This window comes from Cellulosimicrobium sp. NPDC030954 (genome assembly GCF_055571305.1).
The window spans coordinates 151061-173402 of sequence record NZ_JBVIFN010000002.1 but is presented as its reverse complement, the minus strand read 5'-3'; the positions used below and the strand labels follow the sequence as shown (position 1 = coordinate 173402).

At 75.5% G+C, this 22342-nt stretch carries 21 protein-coding genes; 9 read left to right on the top strand and 12 right to left on the bottom strand.

The window, feature by feature from the left end; genetic code table 11:
- Positions 1 to 22 precede the first annotated feature (22 nt).
- On the bottom strand, positions 23 to 523 hold the full coding sequence (gene coaD / locus ACZ402_RS05755; protein ID WP_375824550.1) for a pantetheine-phosphate adenylyltransferase: 501 nt from the start codon (positions 521 to 523) through the stop codon (positions 23 to 25).
- An 87-nt stretch (positions 524 to 610) separates the two neighbouring features.
- Between coaD and ACZ402_RS05750 the strand changes: the two genes are divergently transcribed.
- Positions 611 to 1351 (top strand): GNAT family N-acetyltransferase, encoded by a 741-nt coding sequence (locus ACZ402_RS05750; RefSeq protein ID WP_375824551.1) that lies wholly within the window; start codon positions 611 to 613, stop codon positions 1349 to 1351.
- Positions 1352 to 1466: 115 nt separating this feature from the next.
- Here ACZ402_RS05750 and rsmD read toward each other — a convergent pair whose 3' ends face one another.
- The 3 genes from rsmD to ACZ402_RS05735 all read right to left on the bottom strand — a co-directional run bounded on the left by rsmD (position 1467) and on the right by ACZ402_RS05735 (position 6404).
- Complete coding sequence (gene rsmD, locus ACZ402_RS05745; RefSeq protein WP_375824552.1) at positions 1467 to 2099, bottom strand: 16S rRNA (guanine(966)-N(2))-methyltransferase RsmD; 633 nt, start codon at positions 2097 to 2099, stop codon at positions 1467 to 1469.
- A gap of 154 nt (positions 2100 to 2253) precedes the next feature.
- Positions 2254 to 4512, bottom strand: a complete 2259-nt coding sequence (locus tag ACZ402_RS05740) for an ATP-dependent DNA helicase RecG (RefSeq protein ID WP_375824553.1) — start codon at positions 4510 to 4512, stop codon at positions 2254 to 2256.
- Positions 4509 to 6404 (bottom strand): DAK2 domain-containing protein, encoded by a 1896-nt coding sequence (locus ACZ402_RS05735; RefSeq protein WP_375824555.1) that lies wholly within the window; start codon positions 6402 to 6404, stop codon positions 4509 to 4511. Before ACZ402_RS05735 ends, ACZ402_RS05740 begins: the two co-directional genes overlap by 4 nt.
- A 322-nt stretch (positions 6405 to 6726) precedes the next feature.
- On the opposite strand from ACZ402_RS05735, the gene rpmB reads away from it, so the two are divergent.
- Both rpmB and ACZ402_RS05725 read left to right on the top strand, forming a co-directional pair.
- Positions 6727 to 6918: a 50S ribosomal protein L28 gene (gene rpmB, locus ACZ402_RS05730; RefSeq protein WP_024840757.1), complete on the top strand. Its 192-nt coding sequence runs from the start codon at positions 6727 to 6729 to the stop codon at positions 6916 to 6918.
- A 206-nt stretch (positions 6919 to 7124) separates the two neighbouring features.
- Positions 7125 to 7640, top strand: coding sequence for a GNAT family N-acetyltransferase (locus ACZ402_RS05725; protein WP_053371462.1), 516 nt, complete (start codon positions 7125 to 7127; stop codon positions 7638 to 7640).
- Positions 7641 to 7649: 9 nt separating this feature from the next.
- Here ACZ402_RS05725 and ACZ402_RS05720 read toward each other — a convergent pair whose 3' ends face one another.
- Positions 7650 to 8660, bottom strand: coding sequence for a thiamine-phosphate kinase (locus ACZ402_RS05720; RefSeq protein ID WP_375824556.1), 1011 nt, complete (start codon positions 8658 to 8660; stop codon positions 7650 to 7652).
- Positions 8661 to 8724: 64 nt separating this feature from the next.
- Here ACZ402_RS05720 and ACZ402_RS05715 point away from each other — a divergent pair, with 64 nt between their 5' ends.
- Positions 8725 to 9279 carry a DUF3515 family protein gene (locus ACZ402_RS05715; protein WP_375824557.1) on the top strand — a complete coding sequence of 185 codons (555 nt, stop codon included), beginning with the start codon at positions 8725 to 8727 and terminating at the stop codon, positions 9277 to 9279.
- Between the two features lie 24 nt (positions 9280 to 9303).
- Here ACZ402_RS05715 and ACZ402_RS05710 read toward each other — a convergent pair whose 3' ends face one another.
- The gene (locus ACZ402_RS05710) at positions 9304 to 10473 is read right to left on the bottom strand and encodes a D-alanine--D-alanine ligase family protein (RefSeq protein WP_375824558.1); all 1170 of its coding nucleotides are present in this window, start codon (positions 10471 to 10473) and stop codon (positions 9304 to 9306) included.
- Positions 10474 to 10713: 240 nt separating this feature from the next.
- On the opposite strand from ACZ402_RS05710, the gene ACZ402_RS05705 reads away from it, so the two are divergent.
- The 4 genes from ACZ402_RS05705 (at position 10714) to ACZ402_RS05690 (ending at position 15696) form a co-directional block, all read left to right on the top strand.
- On the top strand, positions 10714 to 12144 hold the full coding sequence (locus ACZ402_RS05705) for a hemolysin family protein (protein ID WP_375824559.1): 1431 nt from the start codon (positions 10714 to 10716) through the stop codon (positions 12142 to 12144).
- Positions 12141 to 13172 (top strand): hemolysin family protein, encoded by a 1032-nt coding sequence (locus tag ACZ402_RS05700; RefSeq protein WP_375824560.1) that lies wholly within the window; start codon positions 12141 to 12143, stop codon positions 13170 to 13172. The genes ACZ402_RS05705 and ACZ402_RS05700 overlap by 4 nt, the downstream gene beginning before the upstream one ends.
- A gap of 81 nt (positions 13173 to 13253) precedes the next feature.
- Positions 13254 to 14459: an acyl-CoA dehydrogenase family protein gene (locus ACZ402_RS05695; protein ID WP_375824561.1), complete on the top strand. Its 1206-nt coding sequence runs from the start codon at positions 13254 to 13256 to the stop codon at positions 14457 to 14459.
- An 85-nt stretch (positions 14460 to 14544) separates the two neighbouring features.
- A complete protein-coding gene (locus tag ACZ402_RS05690; protein ID WP_375824562.1) occupies positions 14545 to 15696 on the top strand; it encodes a trans-sulfuration enzyme family protein in 1152 nt (383 codons plus the stop codon).
- A gap of 16 nt (positions 15697 to 15712) precedes the next feature.
- Here the strand turns inward: ACZ402_RS05690 and ACZ402_RS05685 are convergent, their stop codons facing one another.
- On the bottom strand, positions 15713 to 16081 hold the full coding sequence (locus ACZ402_RS05685; protein WP_375824563.1) for a DUF6191 domain-containing protein: 369 nt from the start codon (positions 16079 to 16081) through the stop codon (positions 15713 to 15715).
- 171 nt (positions 16082 to 16252) lie between these two features.
- On the opposite strand from ACZ402_RS05685, the gene ACZ402_RS05680 reads away from it, so the two are divergent.
- Complete coding sequence (locus tag ACZ402_RS05680) at positions 16253 to 16975, top strand: AMIN-like domain-containing (lipo)protein (protein WP_375824564.1); 723 nt, start codon at positions 16253 to 16255, stop codon at positions 16973 to 16975.
- A gap of 27 nt (positions 16976 to 17002) precedes the next feature.
- Here the strand turns inward: ACZ402_RS05680 and ACZ402_RS05675 are convergent, their stop codons facing one another.
- The 5 genes from ACZ402_RS05675 to murA form a co-directional block, all read right to left on the bottom strand.
- Positions 17003 to 18052: an NAD(P)H-dependent glycerol-3-phosphate dehydrogenase gene (locus tag ACZ402_RS05675; protein ID WP_375824687.1), complete on the bottom strand. Its 1050-nt coding sequence runs from the start codon at positions 18050 to 18052 to the stop codon at positions 17003 to 17005.
- A gap of 29 nt (positions 18053 to 18081) precedes the next feature.
- The gene (locus ACZ402_RS05670) at positions 18082 to 18807 is read right to left on the bottom strand and encodes a lysophospholipid acyltransferase family protein (RefSeq protein ID WP_375824565.1); all 726 of its coding nucleotides are present in this window, start codon (positions 18805 to 18807) and stop codon (positions 18082 to 18084) included.
- A gap of 32 nt (positions 18808 to 18839) precedes the next feature.
- Positions 18840 to 19445 (bottom strand): response regulator transcription factor, encoded by a 606-nt coding sequence (locus ACZ402_RS05665; RefSeq protein WP_375824566.1) that lies wholly within the window; start codon positions 19443 to 19445, stop codon positions 18840 to 18842.
- Positions 19442 to 20746 (bottom strand): sensor histidine kinase, encoded by a 1305-nt coding sequence (locus ACZ402_RS05660; RefSeq protein ID WP_375824567.1) that lies wholly within the window; start codon positions 20744 to 20746, stop codon positions 19442 to 19444. The genes ACZ402_RS05665 and ACZ402_RS05660 overlap by 4 nt, the downstream gene beginning before the upstream one ends.
- A 76-nt stretch (positions 20747 to 20822) precedes the next feature.
- Positions 20823 to 22139 carry a UDP-N-acetylglucosamine 1-carboxyvinyltransferase gene (gene murA, locus ACZ402_RS05655; RefSeq protein ID WP_375824568.1) on the bottom strand — a complete coding sequence of 439 codons (1317 nt, stop codon included), beginning with the start codon at positions 22137 to 22139 and terminating at the stop codon, positions 20823 to 20825.
- Between the last annotated feature and the right edge of the window lie 203 nt (positions 22140 to 22342).

The window sequence follows — 22342 nt, the reverse complement described above, 5'->3', positions numbered from 1 at the left end:
TACCCGGTCCTTCCCGTCGTGCTCACCTGCTGCTCCCCTGCACCCGTGCCAGCGCCGCACGGACGGCCTCGCCCACCCCCGGCGGGACGAGGTCGTCCACCGGTCCCCCGTACCGCGCGATGTCCTTCACGAGCGACGACGCGACGTGCTGGAGCGCGGCGTCGCCCGCGACGAACACGGTCTCGACGCCGGCCAGGTGCCGGTTCATGAGCGCCATCGGCAGCTCGGCGTCGAAGTCCGCGCCACCGCGCAGGCCCTTGACCACGGCGCCCGCTCCGATCTCGCGGCAGAAGTCCACCAGGAGCCCGGGCACGACCTCGACGCGGACCCCGTCCAGCCCGGCGTCGTCGACGGCCGCGCGGGCCAGCGCGACCCGCTCGTCGGCGCTCAGCAGCGCCGACTTCGACGCGTTCCGCGCGACGCCGACGACGACCTCGTCGAAGAGCGCACGGGCACGTCGGACGATGTCGAGGTGGCCCAGGGTGATCGGGTCGAACGACCCGGGACAGACGGCTGTGGTCACGTCGTCACGGTAGTACACGGGGTCGCGCCGACGGCGGCGGCACGGCCGGGCGGGCGCGGATCACCGTCGCGCGCGACGATGGTGCGCGTGACCGCCCCGGAGGAGACCGTCGTCGTCCCGCTCACGACGCCCGAGCTCGTGCGCTCGCTCCACCGCGACGTGCTCGCGCCGTCGTTCCCGCCCGCCGAGCTCGTGGACGAGGCCGAGCTCCTCGACGACCACGCGACCGGGCGCCTGCGCAGCCTCGGCGTGGTGGAGGACGGGCGCGTCGTCGCCGGCGTCGTCGGCGAGTGGTTCCCCGACGCGCGCGTCCTCCTCGTCCTCTACCTCGCGATCGCCCCCGGCCGGCGCGGCGGCGGGGTCGGCGGCCGGCTCGTCGCCGCCGCGCTCGCCGACTGGCGCGCGCTCGACCCGCTCCTCGTCGTCGGGGAGGTCGAGCACCCGGCCCACCACGCCGGCAGCGAGGCGCACGGCGACCCCGTCGCGCGGCTGCGGTTCTACGCGCGCCTCGGCGCGCGCGTCCTCGCGCTCCCCTACTTCCAGCCCGGCGACGGCCCCGGCGGCGAGCGCGTCCCGGCGCTCCTGCTCGTCTCGTTCCCGCTGGGCCCGGGCACGCCCGACGACGCCCCGGCAGCGCCGCTGCGCGCGTTCCTCGCGGAGAACCTCCGCGCGAGCGAGGGCACGCTGGCCGACGACGCCGCGACCCGCCGCCTGCTCGACGCCGCGTCCGGGGACCGCGTCCCGCTCGTCGACCCGGCCGACCCCGCCGCCCTCGCGACCGTCCCCGTCGGTCTCCTCGCCCCGGACGAGGCCCACGCGCCGTCCTGAGGCCCGTCGACCGGACCGTCCCCACACGCAGAGCAGGCGATCCGGGCGTGTCAGACGGCCCGGACGCGCCGGAACCGCCTGCTCGGCAGGGCGGGGCACCGGCGGAACCCGGGCGCTATGTCTCGTCGGATAGCTCGGGACCGACGAAGTACACCGTCGTCTCGCCGTAGTCCTTGCGCGCGACGACCTCCCAGCCCGTCGGCCAGGTCGGCTCGGGCGTGCGCGTCGAGCGCTCGACGACGACGACGGCGGCCGGGTCGAGGACGCCGGGCACGGCGAGGTGGGCGAGGACGCGCTCCAGCGCCTCGGTGGTGACGTCGTACGGCGGGTCGACGAGCACGAGGTGGTACGGGCCGCGAGACGCGCGACCAGTCGGCGTCCCGTCCGCCCCGCCGACCGCCGCCCGCTGCGCCACGTCCGCGGCCACGCCGGCGACGAACGTCTCGGCGGGTTGCGCGACGACGCGCACGGTCGACAGGCCGAGGGCCGCGACGTTGCGGCGCGCGACGTCGGCCGCGATCCGGGCCGAGTCGACGAGCGTCACGTCGGCGGCGCCGCGGCTCGCGGCCTCCAGGCCGAGCGCGCCCGAGCCCGCGTAGAGGTCGAGGACGTGCGCGTCGTCGACCACGCCCAGGTGCTCGAGGCGCGAGAAGATCGCCTCGCGGACGCGCTCGCTCGTCGGCCGCGTCCCGCGCGGCGGGACCTGCAGCGTGCGTCCCCCTACCGTCCCCGCCACGATCCTCGTCACGCGCCCAGCCTAGAGCCTGTCGAACGACCGCCCGGGGTCGAGGTGGCGCAGCAGGGGCGCGGTCCGGGGCACCGTCGCGAGCGTGCGCGCACGGCCCGCGGCGCCGCGGCCTCGACGACCGGGTGGACGACGGGGACGGCGGACGACGACCGCCTCACGCCCGCTCGAGGAACTCCTCGCGCTCCGGGTCGAGCTGGTCGCGGATCGCGTCGGCGAGCACCGGGTGGTCGGTCAGGTCGGGGTCCTCCGCCACGACGGCGGCCGCGTCGGCGCGTGCGGTCGCGATGACGTCCGCGTCCTTGACGACGCGCAGGAGCCGCAGGGAGCTCGCGCGCCCCGACTGCGCGGCGCCGAGGACGTCGCCCTCGCTGCGCAGCTCGAGGTCCACGGTCGCGAGCTCGAAACCGTCGGTCGTGCGCGCGAGGGTCTCGACACGGGTCGCGGCGGGCGTGCCGGGCTGCGCGGTCGAGACGAGCAGGCACAGCCCCGCCGCGGAGCCGCGGCCGACGCGCCCACGGAGCTGGTGGAGCTGGGAGATGCCGAACCGGTCCGCGTCGAGCACGACCATCGCGGTCGCCTCGGGGACGTCGACCCCGACCTCGACGACGGTCGTCGAGACGAGCACCTGGACGGCACCCGACGCGAAGTCGGCCATCACCGCGTCCTTGTCCGCCGGGGGCATCTGCCCGTGCAGCACCCCGACGTCGAGCCCCGCGAGGCGCGGGTGGCCGCGCAGCTCCTCGGCGACCTCCAGCACGGCCCGCAGGGGTGCGCGGTCCGAGGCGTCCGAGGCGTCGGGGTCGAGGAGGAAGTCGGGCACCTCGTCGAAGTCGTCGGTCCGCCTCGACGGCGCGTCCGCGTCCGGCTCGTCCGGGTGGATGCGCGCGCACACCACGTACGCGCGGTGCCCGGCGTCGACCTCCTCGCGCACGCGCGCCCAGGTGCGCTCCATCCAGGCCTCGTTGCCGGCGGGCACGACGTGGGTCGTGATGCCGGCGCGACCCGCCGGGATCTCGGTGAGCGAGGACGTCTCGAGGTCGCCGAACACGGTCATCGCGACGGTCCGCGGGATGGGGGTCGCGGTCATGACGAGCAGGTGCGGGCTCGTGCGGGCCTTCGCGCGCAGCGCGTCACGCTGCTCGACCCCGAACCGGTGCTGCTCGTCCACGACCACGAGGCCGAGGTCGGCGAACCGCACGTTCTCGGACAGCAGCGCGTGCGTGCCGACGACGATCCCCGCCGCGCCGCTCGCCGCGTCCAGCAGGGCCTCCTTGCGCGCGGCGGCGCCGAGCGACCCCGTGAGCAGCGCCACACGCGTCCCGTGCTCGGCACCCCCGAGGAACCCGCCCTCCGCGAGCGGCCCGAGCAGCGCGCGCAGGGTGCGCGCGTGCTGCGCGGCGAGCACCTCGGTCGGGGCGAGGAGCGCCGCCTGACCGCCGGCGTCGATCACCTGGAGCATGGCGCGCAGCGCGACGACCGTCTTGCCGGAGCCCACCTCGCCCTGCAGGAGGCGCTGCATCGGCCGTGCGAGCGCCAGGTCCGCCGCGATCTCCTCCCCGACCTCCCGCTGACCCGTCGTCAGCGTGAACGGGAGGGCGGCGTCGAAGTCGGCGAGGATGCTCGGCTCCCCCGAGCCGCAGGGCGGGCGGGCCGTCGCCGGCTCGGCCGCGGCCCGGGCCCGGCGCTGGGCGAGCGCCGCCTGCAGGACGAACGCCTCCTCGTACCGCAGCCGGTCGCGGCCGCGTCGCCACTGCTTCTCGTCGTAGGGCTCGTGCACGTCGCGCAGCGCCTCGAGCCGCGTCCCGAGCCCGTGCCGCTCGCGCACGGCGTCCGGGAGCGGGTCGGGGACGTCCTCCTCGCGGAGCGGGTCGAGCACGGTGCGCACCGCGGGCTGAATCTTCCAGCTCGGGATGCTCGCGCTCGCGGGGTAGATCGGGATGGGCCGGCTCGCCTCGAGCACGGCGCTCTCCGCGTCCTCGGCGTCGTCGTCGACCCCGATGATCTTGTAGTCGGGGTGCGTGAGCTGCCGGGTGCCGCGGTACAGCCCGACCACCCCCGTGAAGAGCCCGTGCCGCCCCGGGGCCAGCCGCTGCTCGTGGTAGCGCAAGACGTTGGGGCTCTTGGCGAAGAACGTGAGCGAGAGCTGCTGCGGGCCGTCGGTCACGACCGCCTCGAGGATCGCGCCCGCGCGGTTGCGCATGCGCCGGACGGTCGCGCTGCGGACCTGCGCGACGATCGTCACGTGCTCGCCGAGCGCGAGGCCCCCGAGGTCGGTGAGGCGCCCCGGGTCCCCGTACCGCCGCGGGTAGTGCCGCAGGAGGTCCCCGACGGTCTCGAGGCCCAGCTTCGCGAGCGGGCCCGCGCTGCGCGTGCCGACCGCGCGGGTCAGCGGCTCGGACAGACGGTCGCTCATCCCTCGGCCTCCACGGCGGCCTCGATGTCGTCGGCCGCGGCCTCCGGTCCCTCGACCGCGAGCGTGACGGCGCCGCCGTCGCGCCCGGAGCGCAGGTGCACGACCTCGGCGCCGGACCCGGCCGCGTCGGTCGCGAGCGCCTCCAGAGCCGCGCCCGGGACGTCGTCGTCGGCGAGCACGGTGACGAGCGCACCGGGGTGCACGCGCAGGGGGTCGAGCCGGTCCGCGAGCCGCCGCGCCAGCTCCGGCGCGGGCCTGCCCGCGGCGTCGAGCCGGGCCCACCGGACGGCGCCGAGCGCCGACCGTGCCGCCTCGAGCCGCTGCGCGGCACCGGGCTCCACGAGCTGTGCCGCGGCGAGAGCCACCGCGACGTGCAGGTCCGTCGCCGCGGGCAGCACCTCGAGCGTCCGGACCCCGTCGTCGCGCAGGGTCGCACGCAGGGTCGCGACGTCGTCCTCCGCGAGCTGCGCGCCGGGCAGGAGCGCGACGTGCGACGCGCGGGCGTCGATCGCGACGCGGTGCAGGGCGGACAGGTCGAGGGGGCCGGAGGCGTCCCGCAGCAGCACGACGGCGCCCGCCCGGGCGAGGTCCGCGACGAGACCGGGCGCCGTGGTCACCGCGACCAGCCCCGGGGCGTCCGCCGCCACGGCCGCGGCGTCGTGCGCCCCGCGGGCAGCGGCGTCCAGGACGTGGCCCTCCTCGTGGGGCCCCGGGAGGTGCCGGACCCGCACCTGGCGCAGCGCGGCGTCGTCCCCCGCCGCGGCCGGCGCGGCCTCCTCGCCGTCGGCCTGCGCGGACCGCAGGGTCGCGAGCGCGGCGCGCCCGACGGCGACCGCGGCCATCGGGTCGTCGGTGTGGACGTGCGCCTGCCAGAGGCCCGAGCCGTGCTCCCCCGGCCCGCCCACCACGACGACGGAGTCGCCGATCCGCGCGAGCTCGGCACGGAGCAGCTCGGCCGGGTCCTCGACGGGCCCGCGAGCAGGGTGCGCCGCCCCCGCCGCGGGGACGTCGACCACGTACATCACCTCGAACTCGCCCCCCTCGTGCCCGGCCTGCGGTCCGGCGCCCGTCTCCCCGGGCGAGCCCGGCACCGGCACCATGCCGGCCATCATGCCGAGCACCTCCGACACGCCCGCCCCGGCCGTCCCGACGACGTCGCGCGCGCGGACCGGTGCCGAGGCCGCGTCGCTGCGGTCGGCCACCGGGCCGGCCCCGGCGTCGGCCCCCGGGGCCCGGGCGTCGTCGAGCGCCGCGACGAGCGCCCCGAGGACCAGCACCAGGCCGAGGGCTCCGGCGTCCAGGACCTGCGCCCGGGCGAGCGCGTCGAGCTCGCCGGTGCTGCGCAGCGCCGCGGCCCGCGCCCCGTCCCTGGCGGCGGCCGCGACGACCGCGGGCGAGGAGGCGCCGGGACCCTCCGACGCGGTCGCGGCCGCGCGCGCCGCGGCGTCGGCCGCCGTGAGGATCGTGCCGGGTGCCGGGCGGGCCACCGCGCCGCGGGCGGTGCGGGCGGCGCGGTCGAGGCCGCCCGCGAGCGCGGCACCGGTCACGGTCCGGTGCTCCGCGAGAGCGAGCGCCAGCCCGCGGAGGTACTCGCTGAGGATGACGCCCGAGTTGCCTCGTGCCCCCACGAGCGCGCCGCGGGCCAGGCGGACCAGCAGGTCGCCGGCGCCGCCGACCGCGCCCTCCCGCCCGGCCGCCGCCGTGTCGCGCGCGGGCAGCGCACGGACCGCGTCGAGGAGGGTGAGGTACATGTTGGTGCCCGTGTCCGCGTCCGCGACCGGGAAGACGTTCACACGGTCGAGCGACTCGCGTGCGGCCGCGAGCGCGCGGACGCCACCGTGGCCCCACGCGACGACGACGGCGGCGTCGACCACGTCGGCTGCGGGGCTCACGTCGGTCCGGCTCCTCGCGCTCGGGGGACGACCGCGCCGGACGCCCGGGCGGTCGGACGGCACCGCGGGCCGTCGGGACCACGGTAGTCAACCGTGCGCGCCGTCGGTGCGCACGAGCGGCGTCCCGGGGCACCCGCGGGTGTGACGAGCGCCCGGTTTGAGCTCGGGCCCTCGGATCGGCTACCCTGACGAGGTTGCCCGGGTGCTTCGCGCGCCCTCGACACCGTCGAGGAGCCGCCGAGGAACACCGGGCGCGACACCCTACAGACCATTCAGGACGTCGCCGCTGCGTGCGCGACGTGCACGACGATCAGGAGAAACCGTGGCTGCCAACTGCGACGTCTGCGGCAAGGGCCCGGGCTTCGGGCACAGCATCTCGCACTCCCACATCCGGACGAAGCGCCGCTGGAACCCGAACATCCAGCGCGTGCGCGCCGTGGTCGCGGGGACGCCCAAGCGTCTCAACGTGTGCACCTCCTGCCTCAAGGCCGGGAAGGTCACCCGTCCCGCCTGAGCATCGCGAGACCCTGACGAGAGCGTCTGCCGGATCCCGGCAGGCGCTCTCGTCGTCTCTGCGCCGCGACCGACCCTCGACCAGCCGCCGACCAGCCTCTCGACCAGCCCTCGACCACGGGCGACGACCCGCCGAGATGCGGAGATCTCCTGAAGATCAGGACAAACCGGTTTGGCGGATCCGGGCCGCGGTGGCAGTCTTTGTGCATGGTGACGGAACTGAGCGAGGTAACCATCCGCCCGGCCGCTCCCGCAGACGCGAGCGCCATCGCGGCCGTGCACATCGCGTCCTGGAGGGGCGCGTACGCGGGCATCGTGCCCGACGAGTACCTAGCCTCGCTGGACCACGACCAGCGCGAGCAGCACTGGGTCCAGAGCCTCGCCACGCCCGGCGCGCGCACCTGGCTCGCCGACGCCGACGGGCGCACGATCGGCTTCGCCACCCTCGGCCCCAGCCGCGACGAGGACGCCGAGCCCGGCGACCTCGAGATCTTCGCCATCTACCTCGACCCCGAGTCCTGGGGGCGCGGCGTCGCCCGCGACCTCATGCGCACCATGCTCGGCGAGGTGCGACCCGGCACGACCGTCACGCTCTGGGTCCTCGAGGACGCGGAGCGCGCGCGCCGCTTCTACCGTCGGCACGGCTTCACGCCGGACGGCGTGGAGCGCCGGGACGACATCGGCGGCAAGGACCTCACCGCCGTCCGCTACCGCCGGGGCTGACCGCCGCGCTCAGGCGCGGAAGTGGTCCCAGCCCGTCGCGCGGTGCGCGACGGCACCGTCGACCCGCGCTCCGGCGCCGTCGCCGTCCGCGGTGCGCACCGTGCCGACCGCCCGGAACCCGGCGGGCAGGTCGGCGTCGGCGGGGAACGCCGCGAGCAGCGCGTGGTCCTCGCCTCCCGACAGCACCCACCCGTCGGCGCGGTCGCCGGCGTCCTCCCAGGGAACGTCCCCGCCGGACCCGCCGAGCGCGGAGGCCGCCGTCAGCAGCCGGTCGCGGTCCGCTCCGAGGGCGGCGAGCTCCAGGTCCACGACGACGCCGCTCGCCCGCGCCATCCGGCCCGCGTCCCGCAGGAGCCCGTCGGACACGTCCATCATCGCCGTCGCGCCCGCGTCGGCGGCCACGGGCCCCGCGGTGAGCGGGGGGTCGGGGCGCAGGTGCGCGGCGACGAGCGCGTCGTCGACGTCCGCACGTCCGGCGTCGAGCAGCGCGAGCCCCGCCGCGGACCGGCCGAGGCTCCCCGCGAGCGCGACGACGTCGCCCGGCCGGGCGCCGGAGCGCAGCACGGGCTCGCGGCCCTCGAGGTCGCCGTGGACGGTGACCGCGACGACGACCTGGTCCCCTCCCGAGAGGTCCCCGCCGACGACCGCGGCACCGAGGGGCGTGCACGCGTCGGCGAGCCCGCGCGCGAGGCCCGTGACCCAGTCGACGGGCAGGTCGCCCGGCATGACGAGCGAGACGACGAGCGCCGCGGGGCGCGCGCCCATCGACACCACGTCGGCGAGGTTCTGCACCGCGGCCCGCCACCCGACGTCGTACCCGGACGACCAGCGCCGGCGGAAGTGCCGGTCCTCGACGAGGACGTCGGTCGACACGACGTAGCGGCCGTCGGGCGCCGCGACGACGGCGCAGTCGTCCCCCGGCCCGACGAGGGTGGTCGGCGCGGTGGGCAGCAGGGGGAAGATCCGGGCGAGGAGCGCCTCCTCGGGCACGTCGCGGACCAGCAGGGGCGTCTCGCTCACGCCGCCACCCTAGCCGCCGCCCGGGCGGTCACGGGCACCCTCCGCGGGCCGCTACGGTGGTCGCGTGCTCGACGCCGTCCCTCCCGCCTCACCATCCTCCCGCCCCGGCCCGTCCCGGCCTCGCCGGTCGCGCCCCCTCGCCCAGGTGCTCGCCGTGCCCGCGCTCCTCGGCGTCGTCGCGGCGACCGCCGCGTGCGCGCCGAGCATCGGCGTCCCCGTGGCGGACGACGCCCAGAACCCGCTGTGCGCGGACGTCGTCCTCGCGCTGCCCGAGACCCTCGGCGAGGACCTGCCGAAGGTCGGGACGACGAGCCAGGCCACCGCGGCCTGGGGCGAGCCGGGTGCCGCGGTGACGCTGCGGTGCGGCGTCGAGGTGCCCGGGCCGACGACGACCGCGTGCCAGAGCGTCGAGTCCGCCGGCGGCACCGTGGACTGGCTCGTCGTCGAGGACGAGGGCACGTGGACGTTCACGACCTACGGGCGCGACCCCGCGGTGCAGGTCGTCGTGCCGCCGGCCGTGACCGAGAGCCACTCCACGTCGTTCATCGCGGACCTGGGCCGCGCGGTCATGGAGGTCCCGCAGACGCGCGCGTGCGTCGGCACGGGCGACGTGGGCTGAGCCCGGCGGGTCGGCGCGGAGGGCTCAGCGCAGGCCGGTGGGCCGCTCGAGCGCGAGCGCGACGAGCTCGTCGATGAGCTCGGGGTAGCTCAGCCCCGACTTCTCCCACATGCGCGGGTACATCGAGAACGGCGTGAAGCCGGGCATCGTGTTGATCTCGTTGACGACGACCTGCTCGTCGGGCGTGACGAAGACGTCGACCCGCGAGAGGCCCTCGGCGCCGACGGCCTCGAACGTCCGGATCGCGATCTCGCGCACGCGCTCCACGAGGTGCTCGGGGAGGTCGGCGGGGCACGAGAGCTCGACCCCGGCCTCGTCGAGGTACTTGGCCTCGAAGTCGTAGAAGTCGTGCGCCTCGCCCATGACGACGATCTCGCCGGGCAGCGACGCGCGCGGGCGCGCGCCCCCACGGCCCCCGAGGACGGCGCACTCGATCTCACGACCGACGACGCCCGCCTCGACGATCACCTTCGGGTCGTGCTCCTGCGCGGCGGCGATGGCGGCGGGCAGGTCCGCGAGGTCGTCGACCTTGGAGATGCCGAGGCTCGACCCGGCGCGCGCCGGCTTGACGAACACGGGCAGGCCGAGGGCCGCAACGGTCTGCGTCCATCCCTCGGGGTCGCGCTCGAACGCGCCCGGGCGGATCACGGTGTACGGGGAGACGGGCAGCCCCTCGCCCGCGAGCACGAGCTTCATGAAGTGCTTGTCCATGCCGACGGCGGACGCCAGGACTCCCGCGCCGACGTAGCGGACGTCGGCGAGCTCGAGCATCCCCTGGAGCGTGCCGTCCTCGCCGTAGGGCCCGTGGAGCAGCGGGAAGACGACGTCCACCTCGCCGAGCACGCGCGGCACGTCGCCCGGGGTGAGCACGCGCAGCTCCCGGCGCCCGGTCGACAGCGGCAGGATGACCTCCTCGCCGGTCGGCTCGACCTGCGGCAGGCGCCCTTCCGTGATCTCCCAGCGCGCGGGCTCGTCGGCCGCGAGGACCCACTCCCCCGTCGGCGTGATCCCGACCGGGACGACGTCGTACCGCGACCGGTCGATCGCGCGCAGCACGCCCGCGGCGGTCGCGGCGGAGATGGCGTGCTCGCCGGAGCGGCCGCCGAACAGCACGAGGACGCGGGGCTTGCGGGGCGCGCCGGTGGGGTGCTCGTCGGTGGACGGCACGGACCGGTCGGGGCTCTGGCTGGACATCGCGGACGACCCTACCGGACGCCCGCTCGCGCCCCGACGCGCACGGCTCCCTCCCCCAGGGCTCCCCGAAACTTCCCCCGGGAACGATCCGGGGCCGTCCTGCGTTGGGAGTGCCGTGGAAGACACGACTCTCGAGGCCCCCGCGGCCGACGACCCCGACCATAGTCCCGGCCGCACCGGCCCCGGCAGCGAGCGGACGCGCGAACGCGTCCCCGACGACCGGAGGGCGGTGCGGGCACGATGACGACCTTCCTCCCCCTCCTGCTCGGGCTCCTCGTGGTTCTCGCGATCACGGCGGCGACGGCGTACTTCGTCGCCCAGGAGTTCGCCTACATGACCGTCGACCGCTCCCGCCTGGGGGCCAAGGCGGAGGCCGGCGACGAGCCGGCCCGGCGCGCGCTCGCCGTCACCCGGCGCACGTCCTTCGTCCTGTCCGGGGCCCAGCTCGGGATCACCGTGACGGGCCTGCTCGTCGGCTACGTGGCCGAGCCCCTCATCGGCGAGTCGCTGGGCACGATGCTCGGCGGCGTGGGCGTCCCCCAGGGTGTCGGCGTGGCGGTGGGCACCGTCCTCGCCCTCGTGCTGTCGACGATCATCCAGATGCTCTTCGGCGAGCTGTTCCCCAAGAACCTCGCCATCGCGCGGCCCGAGCCGCTCGCGAAGGGCCTGGCCCGGTCCACGACCGCCTACCTCACGGTGTTCGGCTGGCTCATCGCGGTGTTCGACAAGGCGTCCAACGCCCTGCTGCGCCTGCTCAAGATCGAGCCGGTGCACGACGTCGACAACACCGCGACCGCGCGCGACCTCGAGCACATCGTGGCCGACTCGCGCGAGAGCGGGGACCTGCCCGACGAGCTCTCCGTGCTGCTCGACCGCATCCTCGACTTCCCCCAGCGGGACGTCGAGCACGCGATGATCCCCCGCTCTCGCGTCGGGACGGTCCGCCCCGAGGCGACCGTCACCGAGGTCCGCGAGCTCATGGCCCGTGCCCACACCCGCTACCCCGTGGTCGACGAGACGGACCAGCCGCTCGGCGTCGTCCAGCTCGCCGACGTCCTGGCGACCGACCTGCCCGACGACGCGCCCGTCACCGCGCTCATGCGCCCGGCGGTCGTGCTGCCCACGGCCATGACGCTGCCCGACGCGCTCGGTCAGCTCAACTCCACGCGCAACCAGCTGGCGTGCGTCATCGACGAGTACGGCGGGTTCACCGGCGTGCTCACGGTCGAGGACCTCGCCGAGGAGCTCGTGGGCGAGATCACCGACGAGCACGACCCGGAGCAGCCCGTCACCGTCACGGCCGAGGACGACGGCGTGTGGGTCATGGGCGGCGACGTCCACGTCGACGAGGCGGAGCGCGCCCTCGGGCACGACCTGCCGCGCGGCGACCACGAGACGGTCTCCGGCCTCCTCATCGCCCAGCACGGCGCCCTGCCGCGCGCGGGCGACACGATCGAGGTGCCGCTGCCGGACGACCCGGCCGACCTCGTCCACGACGAGCCCGTGCACCGCACGCTCGTCGTCGACGTCCTGTCGGTCGAGCGGCACGTGCCGCGCCTCGTGCGCGTCCGGCTCGTGGAGCAGCGGGGCGACGCCCCCGCCACCGACGAGACGGACGAGAGCGCCCGACCGACCACACGCCCGACGACCGCTGCGGAGGAGTCCCGATGAGCAACCCCTGGGTCGTCGTCGCGGCGACCGTCGCGATCATCACGCTGAGCGCGTTCTTCGTCGCCGTGGAGTTCGCGCTCCTCGGCGCCAAGCGGCACCGCCTCGAGGACGCCGCTCCCACGAGCCGGGCGGCGCGCGCCGCGCTGCGCAGCTCGAACGAGCTGACCCTGCTCATGGCGGGCGCGCAGCTCGGCATCACGGCGTGCACCCTCGCGCTCGGCGCCATCACCAAGCCCGCGGTGCACCACTGGCTCACCCCGGTCTTCGAGACCTGGGGCGCGCCGCTGTGGGCCGCCGACGTCGCGGGCTTCGTGCTCGCGCTGATCGTCGTGACGTTCCTGCATCTCGTCATCGGGGAGATGGCGCCCAAGTCGTGGGCGATCGCCCACCCGGAGCGCTCGGCCACCCTGCTGGCGCTCCCGATGCGCGGGTTCATGTGGGCGTTCCGTCCGCTCCTGCGCTGGCTCAACGCGCTCGCGAACCGCTGCGTGCGGGCCGTGGGCGTCGAGCCTGTCGAGCACGTCGAGGGCGGCGGGCAGGACCCCGCGACCCTGCGGCACCTCGTCGAGCACTCGGCGAACGTCGGCGCGCTCGAGGCGTCGTACCGCGTCCAGATCTCCGGTGTCATCGAGCTGGAGACCCTCACCGTCGACGCTCTCGTGCCCGCGGAGGGCCGACCCACGTCGGTCCCGGCGACCGCCACGGCCGCGGACGTGCGCGCCGCGTCCGCCCGGTCGGGGCACCTGCGCATCCTCGTCGAGAACGGGAGCGTCGTGCCGAAGGTCGTGCACGTGCGCGACACGCTGCTGGAGCCCGACGACCGGCCCGCCGGGGAGCTCGCGCGCCCCGGGTTCGTCCTCGCGTCCGGGACGACCGTGCACGCCGCGCTCGCACGCATGCGCGAGTCGAGCGAGCAGCTCGCGGTCGTCATGGACGGCGAGCGGTTCGTCGGCGTCGTGACGCTCGCCGACGTGCTGCGCCGGATCCTGCCGGCCCCGGAAGATCCGGTGCCCGCGCTCGTCGGCTGACCGGCCCGGCGTACGGTGGAGGGGCCTCGGCGACGCACGTCGCCGGGGCCCCTCGCCGTCCGCCCCGACCGAAGGCAGGCCATGCCCACGCCCGTCGCCCCGTCGTCCTCCCCCTCCCCCTTCGCTCCCCCGTTCCCCGAGCCCCGCACCCTCCTGTCCGACGACCTGCTCGCCGCTGTCCGCGACCGCGCGGCCGGCTACGACCGCGACAACGCGTTCTTCGACGAGGACCTGGCGGCGCTCACCGACGCGGGGTACCTGCGCGCGCTCGTCCCCGCGTCCTTCGGCGGCGCCGGGCTCGGCCTGCGCGAGGTCGCGCACGAGCAGGCGCGCCTCGCGGGCGCGGCCCCCGCGACGGCGCTCGCGGTGAACATGCACCACGTGTGGACCGGCGTCGCGCGCTACCTGCACGAGCGCGGAGACTCCTCGCTCGACTGGCTGCTCGAGGAGGCGAGCCGGGGCGAGGTGTTCGGCTTCGGCTACTCCGAGGGCGGCAACGACCTCGTCCTCCTGGGCTCGCGCACCGAGGCACGGCCCGACGGCGCGGGCGGCTACACGTTCCACGGCCGCAAGATCTTCACGTCGAACTCGCCCGCCTGGACCCGACTCGGGGTCCTCGGGCTCGACACGACGTCCGACGACGCACCCCGCCTCGTGCACGCGTTCGTCGCCCGGGACGCGGGCGTCGAGGTGCTCGACGACTGGGACACGATGGGCATGCGCGCGTCGCAGTCCCGCTCGACCGTGCTCGACGGCGCGCACGCGCCCGCCGACCGCGTCGTGCGCCGCCTCGCGCCCGGTCCCACGCTCGACCCGCTCGTCGTCGGGATCTTCACCACGTTCGAGACGCTGCTCGCCTCCGTGTACACCGGGATCGCGGAGCGCGCGCTCGAGCTCGGCGTCGCGGCCGCGCGCCGCCGCACGTCGATGAAGAACGACGGCGCCTCGCTGGCCCAGGACCCTGACGTCCGGTGGCGCCTCGCCGACGCCGCGCTCGCGCTCGACGCGGTCTGGCCGCAGATCGACACCGTCGCGGGCGAGATCGACGCGCTCGTGGACCGCGGTGCCGGCTGGTTCCGCGCGACCGCCGGCCTCAAGGTGCGTGCCACGGAGACGGCGAAGACGGTCGTCGACCAGATGGTGCGCGTCGCGGGCGGGTCGAGCTACTTCGCCGGCAACGAGCTGGGCCGCCTGTACCGCGACGTTCTCGCGGGGATCTTCCACCCCTCCGACGACGAGTCGGCCCACTCGACGGTCGCCCAGTCCCTCCTGGGCACGCTCGCCTGATCCCCTCTCGTCCACCCGCCGAGTCGGGTGGTCAGGGGGTGGTTGTTCGGGGCAGCCGTCGCGCAGGCGGGCGTACGCTGCGGCCATGAGCGACCCGCACGTGCCCGCCGCCCTCTCCCCCGCGACCGTCGCCGTCGCCGCCGGACGGCCCGAGCGCGCGCAGGGCGCGCCCGTGAACCCGCCGATCGTCTTGTCCTCGACATACGTCTCGCAGGGTGTACAGCAACCCGGCGAGCTCCTGTACACGCGCATGGACACCGAGACGTGGCACCCGTTCGAGGAGGCGCTCGCCGCGCTCGAGGGTGCCGCGGAACCGGGCGTGGTGTTCGCCTCGGGGATGGCCGCGGTCGCGGCCGTCTTCTCCTTCGTGCCGGCCGGCGGCAAGGTCGTGCTCCCGCGGCACGCCTACCAGGTGACGCTCGGCTTCGCGGACGACCTCGCCGCGCGCGCGGGCGTGGAGGTCGTCCGCGTCGACGTCGCGGACACCGAGCAGGTGCTCGACGCGCTCGACGGCGCCTCGCTCCTGCTCGTCGAGTCGCCGACGAACCCCATGCTCGAGGTCGCGGACCTGCCGGTGCTCCTCGCCGCCGCGCGCGAGCGTGGCGTCCTCACCGCCGTCGACAACACGTTCGCGACCCCGCTCGGGCAGCAGCCGCTCGCGCACGGCGCCGACGTCGTCGTGCACTCGGTGACCAAGTACCTCGCCGGGCACTCCGACGTCGTCCTCGGCGCCGCGGTGGCCCGGACGCCCGAGCTCGTCGCGGCGCTGCGCGCGTACCGGACCCTGCACGGCTCGATCCCCGGGCCGTTCGAGGTGTGGCTCGCGCTGCGCGGCCTGCGCACCCTCGCCCTGCGTGTCGAGCGCGCCCAGGCGAACGCGGCCGAGCTGGCCAGGAGGCTCGCCGACCACCCCGACGTCGTCGAGGTGCGCCACCCGAGCCTGCCGACGGACCCCGGTCACGAGCGTGCGTCGCGCCTCATGACCGGCTACGGGTCGATCCTCGGGGTCCGGCCGCGCGGCGGGGCACCGGGTGCCGACGCGGTCGTCGCGGCCGTGCGCCTGTGGGTGCCGGCGACGAGCCTCGGCGGCGTGGAGTCGAGCCTCGAGCGTCGGCGCCGGTTCGCGACCGAGTCCCGCACGGTCCCCGAGGACCTGCTGCGGCTCTCCGTGGGCATCGAGGACGTCGAGGACCTCTGGCGGGACCTCGACCGAGCGCTGCGGGCTCCCGCCGGCTGACCTCCTCCGAGGTGCGCTACCGCGCCTCGACGTCCGGGCGCCCGGGCGGCGACGGGTGGGGCGTGTCCGCCGGGTCGGTCGGGTCCGTCGGGACGTAGAAGACGCCGTCGTCGAGGTCGACGTCGAACGGACGCCCCTCCGCGGGGCGCTGCACGATGTCGAGGCGCTGGCGCTCCTTCTCCTCGGTGAGGTGCGTGCGGCTCGGCTGGAAGATCTCGACGATCTCGCCGAACATGCCCGACGACGCGCTCTCGCCCCCGCCCGCGTCGCGGCGGGCGCGCGCCTCGGCGCCGGAGGTGAAGCGCGTGATCCCGACGACGAGCAGCACCGTGAGTGCGACCACGACGAGCAGGCCCGCCACGTCTGCGCCGATCCCCTGCAGCATCCTCCGAGACTAACGTCGACCACCCGGACCGGACCACTGCGGCGAGGGCCCGCGCGCGCACGACCCCGGGACGGCGTCGAGGGCGCGCCGAGACACCGCCGTGACCCGACCGGCACCGGACCGTGCTCTGCCCGCCGCGCGGGCGTGACCTGCGCTTTCTACGATCGAGTCATGAGGACACGACGAGCGGTGCAGACCGGAAGCCGACGAGGACGACGCGCCCTGGCGAGGTCGCGGCGACGCCCCGCGGCAGCGGCCGCGGCGGCGGGGCTGGTCCTGGTCCTCGCCGCGTGCACGCCGGGCGGCACGGACGACTCCCCGTCGCCGTCGGGCACCGCGACGAGCGACTCGCCCAGCCCCACGGGCTCGCCGTCCGACGAGCCGGGCGAGAGCCCGACGGACGACTCGTGGACGCCCGCCGACGACGCGACCGAGGCACCGCTCCCGTTCCCTGCGAACACCGATCCCGACATCCAGGACCCCTCCGCGGACGCGGCGCTCACCGTGACGGACGTCCGGGTCGGGCACCACGACGGGTTCGACCGCGTCGTCTTCGAGCTCGGCGGCACCGGGACGCCGGGCTGGCGCGTCGAGTACGTCGACCAGCCCGTCGACGACGGCAAGGGCGACGTCGTCGCGGTCGACGGCGACGCCTACCTCCAGGTCATGATCTCCGGCTCGGGGTACCCCATGGACACCGGCGTCGACGAGTACGCGGGACCCAACCCGGTGCGCGCGGGGGACGACGGCGAGGTCGAGGAGGTCCTGCTGCGCGGGGTCTTCGAGGGCTACACGCAGGCGTTCGTCGGGGTCGACGACGAGCAGCGCCCGTTCCGGGTGTTCTCGCTCGAGGACCCGACGCGCGTGGTCGTCGACGTCCGCGACGACGACTGACGTCCGCAGCGGTCGCCGCGGTCGGCGTCAGCGCTCTGCCGAGATCCCCTCCGCCTTCTGCGGTCGCGCGAGGAGGCCGCGCGCCATCTCGTCGACCGGCATGCCCTCATGCAGCACCGCGACGACCCCCGCCGTGATCGGCATCTCGACGCCCACCTTCCGCGCGAGCTCGAGGACCGACCGGCAGGACTTGACGCCCTCGGCCGTGCCGCCGGTCGCGGCGATCGCGTCGTCGAGGCTCAGCCCCTGGCCGATGTGCTTGCCGAGCGTGTGGTTGCGCGAGAGCGGCGACGAGCACGTCGCGACGAGGTCGCCCATGCCCGCGAGGCCGGCGAACGTCGCCGCGTCGGCACCGAGCACGAGGCCCAGGCGCGTGATCTCGACGAGGCCACGGGTGATGACGGTGGCCGTGGTGTTCCAGCCGAAGCCCCGGCCCTGCGCGATGCCCACGGCGAGCGCGATGACGTTCTTGACCGCCCCGCAGAGCTCGACCCCGACGACGTCGCGGTTGGTGTAGGGACGGAAGTACGACGACGAGCACGCCCGCGCCACGTACCGCGCCACGTCCTCGTCGACGCACGACACGACGGTCGCCGTCGGCTGACGGTGCGCGATCTCCCGCGCCAGGTTGGGGCCCGAGACCACGGCGACGCGCTCGGGCGGCAGCCCGAGGGACTCCGCGACCACCTCGCTCATGCGGCGGTCCGTGCTCAGCTCGACGCCCTTCATGAGCGAGACCGCGACGGCGTCGGGCTCCAGGTGCGGGCGCAGCTCGGCGAGCGTCGTGCGCGCGACCTGCGAGGGGATCGCGACGACCACCAGGCCCGCCCCGGCGAGCGCGTCGCGCGCGTCGGTCGTGGCCCGGATCCCCGCGGGCAGCTCGATGCCCGGCAACCGCTTCTCGTTGCGGCGCGAGAAGTTCACCTGCGCGGCGACCTCGGGGTCGCGGCCCCACAGGCGGACCTCGCAGCCGGCGTCGGCGAGCACCGCGGCGAACGTCGTGCCCCAGCTCCCCGAGCCGAGGACCGCCGCGACGACGCGTTCCGCGGCAGGGGCGTCGTCCGTGCCGGACGGGATCGGGCTGATCTCGACGGTCTGGTCCCCGGTCACCGGCGGCGCTCCGAACCCGGGTGCTGACGCACGTCGAAGCGCTCCGCGGGCGCCTTCGCGCCACGGATCTCCTCGAGCTGGCGCGTGATCGCCGCCATGATGCGCTCCGTCGCCTCGCGCAGCGTCGCGGTGTCCTGCGGACGGTCGTAGAGGTCGGACAGGTCGACGGGCGGGCCCGCGTGCACGGCGACCCGCTTGGGCGGGATCGGCTTGAACACCTTGCCGTACGGAGCGAGGAGCTGCTCGGCGCCCCACTGCGCGATGGGCACGACGGGGGCGCGGCTCGTCAGGGCGAGGCGCGCGACGCCCGTCTTGCCGACCATGGGCCAGCCGTCGGGGTCGCGCGTCAGCGTCCCCTCGGGGAAGAACACGACGCACTCCCCCTCGTCGAGGCGCGCGGTGGAGTCGACGAGGGACTGCGCGGCGCCCGACGTGCCGCGGTGCACCGGGATCATGCCCGTGCGGCGCAGGATGCCGCCCAGGACCGGCACGGTGAACAGCGACGCCTTGGCCGTGATCTTGGGGGCGCGTCCCTGGTCGTAGAGGAAGTGCGCGAGCGTCAACGGGTCGAACTCCGTGACGTGGTTCGCCGCGGCGATGAAGCCGGTCGGGGGCAGGTTCTCCGCACCGCGCCAGTCACGGCGGGTGATCGCGAAGAGGATCGGGCGCAGCAAGAACGCGAGGTTCTTGTACGCGCGCGGGGTCTCGGGCAGGCTCGGCACGGTCACCGAGCCTACCGGGCGCGGCACTCCGCTCAGATCCAGCCGTGCCGCCGCGCCACGTGCGCCGCCTCGTGGCGGTTCGCCGCCCCGAGCTTCGCGGCGGCCGACGACAGGTAGTTGCGCACCGTCCCGGGGGCGAGGTGGGCGCGCGTCGCGATCTCCTCGACGGGCGCCCCGTCGGCGGCGAGCTCGAGCACGTCCGCCTCGCGCGCGGTGAGCGGGCTGGCGCCCGCGGCGATCGCCTCCGCGGCGAGCTCGGGGTCGACGTAGCGGCCGCCGTCGCGCACCTGCCGCACGACGTCCGCGAGGACGCGCGACGAGACCGTCTTGGGCAGGAACCCGCGCGCACCTGCCTCCAGCGCCCGCTTGAGGTACCCGGGCCGCCCGTGGCTCGTGACGATCACCACACCGCACGACGGCAGGTCGTGGGCGAGGCGCTGCGCGACCTCGACCCCGTCGAGTCCTGGCATCTGGAGGTCGAGCACCGCGACGTCGGGCTGGAGCTTGAGCGCGGCGGCGACGGCCTCGGGGCCGGAGGCCGCCTGCGCCACGACCTCCAGGTCGTCCTCGAGCGCCAGGAGCGACGCGACGGCGTCGCGGATGAGGTTCTCGTCGTCGGCGAGCAGGATGCGGATCACGCGCGCGTGGTCCTCTCGGTGGTGGGGGCGGGAAGGACGGGGGCGGGGCCCCGCGCCGGCTCCCCCCGCGCGGCGCCGTCGTCGGGCACGCGCGCGACGAGGCCGTACCGACCGCCGTCGGACCACGTCTGCAGGCTCCCGCCCGCACCCTCCAGCCGCTCCCGGAGCCCCACCAGCCCCGAGCCGCGCCCGTCGCCCGACCCCGCGGGCGCGCCGTCGTTGACGATCTCCACCACGCTCGACACCCGGTCCCGGTGCACCGTGATCGTGCACGCGCGAGCCGTGGAGTGCCGCACGACGTTCGTGACGCCCTCGCGCACGGCCCACGCGAGCGCCTCCTGCGCCGCGGTCCCGACCGGCGTCTCGTCGCCGTGCACGGTCGTCTCGATGCCCGCCGAGCGCAGCACGGAGCGCGCGCCCACGAGCTCGGCGCCGAGGTCCGCGGTGCGGTACCCGGCGACGACGGCGCGCACCTCGCGCAGCGCGTCCTGCGCGATCCGGCGCACCTCGAGCATCTGCTCCTCCGCGCCGGGACGACCCCGGGCCGCCAGCTCGGCGGCGAGCTCGCTCTTCACGGCGACGACGGACAGCGTCCGGCCGAAGACGTCGTGCAGGTCGCGGGAGAACCGCAGCCGCTCCTCCGCGACGGCGAGCCGCGCGTGGAGCACGCGCGTGCGCTCCTGCTCCCACACGATGCCGAGCATCCACACGGAGACGCGGTACGACCCGAACACCGCGACGAGCATGATCGTGCCCGACAGGCCGAGGCCGAACGCCAGGCCCGCGGTCGTCGACGTGACCGGCCCGGTCCCGACCCACACGGAGCACCCCGTGACCGCGCCGAACAGGAGACCGAGGAGGGCGAGGCGCCGGAAGGTCAGCAGGGGCACGACCGCGAGCGTGCCGAACCCGAACCCGAGCAGGAGCGCGTAGTACCGGGCGCTCCCGGCGACGTCCTCCGCCGACCCGACGGGGAAGGTCCAGAACCCGACCACCGCGACCGCGACGGACGCGGCACCGTGGAGGGCGAGCAGCCACGGCCTCACCGCGGGTCCCCCGAGGAAGTGCACCACGCCCGCGCGCAGCACGGCGATGCTCGTCGTCGTGTGCACCAGCACGAGCAGCAACCACGCCCCGACGACTCCCGGCCGGAACGTCTGGTCGGTGCCGACGAGCGCGAGCGCGAGGAACGGCTCGAACAGCGAGAGCAGGTAGAGCGACCAGCGCGTGTAGGCGTCGAACCGCTCGGGCGCGGTCCGACGGCTCCACACGTCGAGGAACGTGCGTGGTCGGGTGATCACGTCGACCAGCGTCCCACGCGCGCCCGTCGCACCGCCGTGACAGGCGTCATGACCTGCGGCGACGGACGCTGCCGGGTCAGCCGCGACGGACGTCGGCGCCGAGCGCGACCAGCTTGTCCTGGAAGTTCTCGTAGCCGCGGTCGATGAGGCTGATGCCGCGCACGGTGGAGGTGCCCTTCGCCGCGAGGGCCGCGATGAGGTGGGAGAAGCCGCCGCGCAGGTCGGGGACCTCGATGTCGGCCGCGGCCAGCGGCGTCGGGCCGGAGATCACCGCGGAGTGGTGGAAGTTGCGCTGGCCGAACCGGCAGTCGCGCCCGCCGAGGCACTCCTTGTAGACCTGGATCGTGGCGCCCATGCCGCGCAGCGCGTCGGTGAAGCCGAACCGGTTCTCGTACACCGTCTCGTGCACGATCGACAGGCCCTTGGCCTGGGTGAGCGCGACGACGAGCGGCTGCTGCCAGTCGGTCATGAACCCGGGGTGCACGTCGGTCTCGAGCACGATCGGGTTCAGGTCGCCGCCCGGGTGCCAGAACCGGATGCCGTCGTCCTGCACGTCGAACCGGCCGCCGACCTTGCGGAACGTGTTGAGGAACGTCATCATCTCGGGCTGCGTCGCGCCCTTGACCGTGATGTCGCCGCCCGTGGCGAGCGCGGCCGACGCCCAGGACGCCGCCTCGATGCGGTCGCCGAGCGCGGTGTGCGTGTACCCGTCGAGGCGGTCCACGCCCTCGATGCGGATCACGCGGTCGGTGTCGACCGAGATGATCGCGCCCATCTTCTGCAGGACGGCGATGAGGTCCATGATCTCGGGCTCGATCGCGGCGTTCGCCAGCTCCGTGATGCCCTCGGCGCGCACGGCCGTGAGCAGGAGCTGCTCGGTCGCACCCACCGACGGGTACGGCAGCGCGATCTTGGTGCCCTGGAGGCGGCGCGGGGCGCGGATGTGGATCCCGTTCTCGCGCTTGTCCACGACCGCGCCGAACTGGCGCAGGATGTCCAGGTGGTAGTTGATCGGCCGGTCGCCGATCCGGCACCCGCCCAGGTCGGGGATGAACGCCTCGCCCAGGCGGTGCAGCAGCGGGCCGCAGAACAGGATCGGGATGCGGCTCGAGCCCGCGTGCGCGTCGATGTCCGCGACGTGCGCCGACTCGACGTTGGAGGGGTCCAGGTCGAGGATCCCCGCGTCCGGGTCGGACTTGACCGCCACGCCGTGCAGCTCCAGCAGCCCCGTCACGACGCCGACGTCGCGGATCTGCGGCACGTTGCGCAGCACGCTCGGCGACTCCCCCAGCAACGACGCCACCATCGCCTTGGACACGAAGTTCTTCGCGCCCCGCACGGTGATCGTCCCGTCCAGCGGGGTCCCGCCGTTGACGTACAGCACATCCTTCATGAGCTCTGGTCGCCCTCTCGCCAAGCCTGTGGTCGTGGTGCTCCTGCGGGCAGGGGCCCGCGTGCGGGGCCGCGGACGGCCGTTCCGCGCGCGGTCCCGTGCGTGCCAACGTGCGGCACCCGGAGATTATTCACCCCCTGCGGGGGTGCTCGCCGCCGAGCCGACGGCGGCGGCGGTCCCCGACACGTTACTCCCCGGTACGT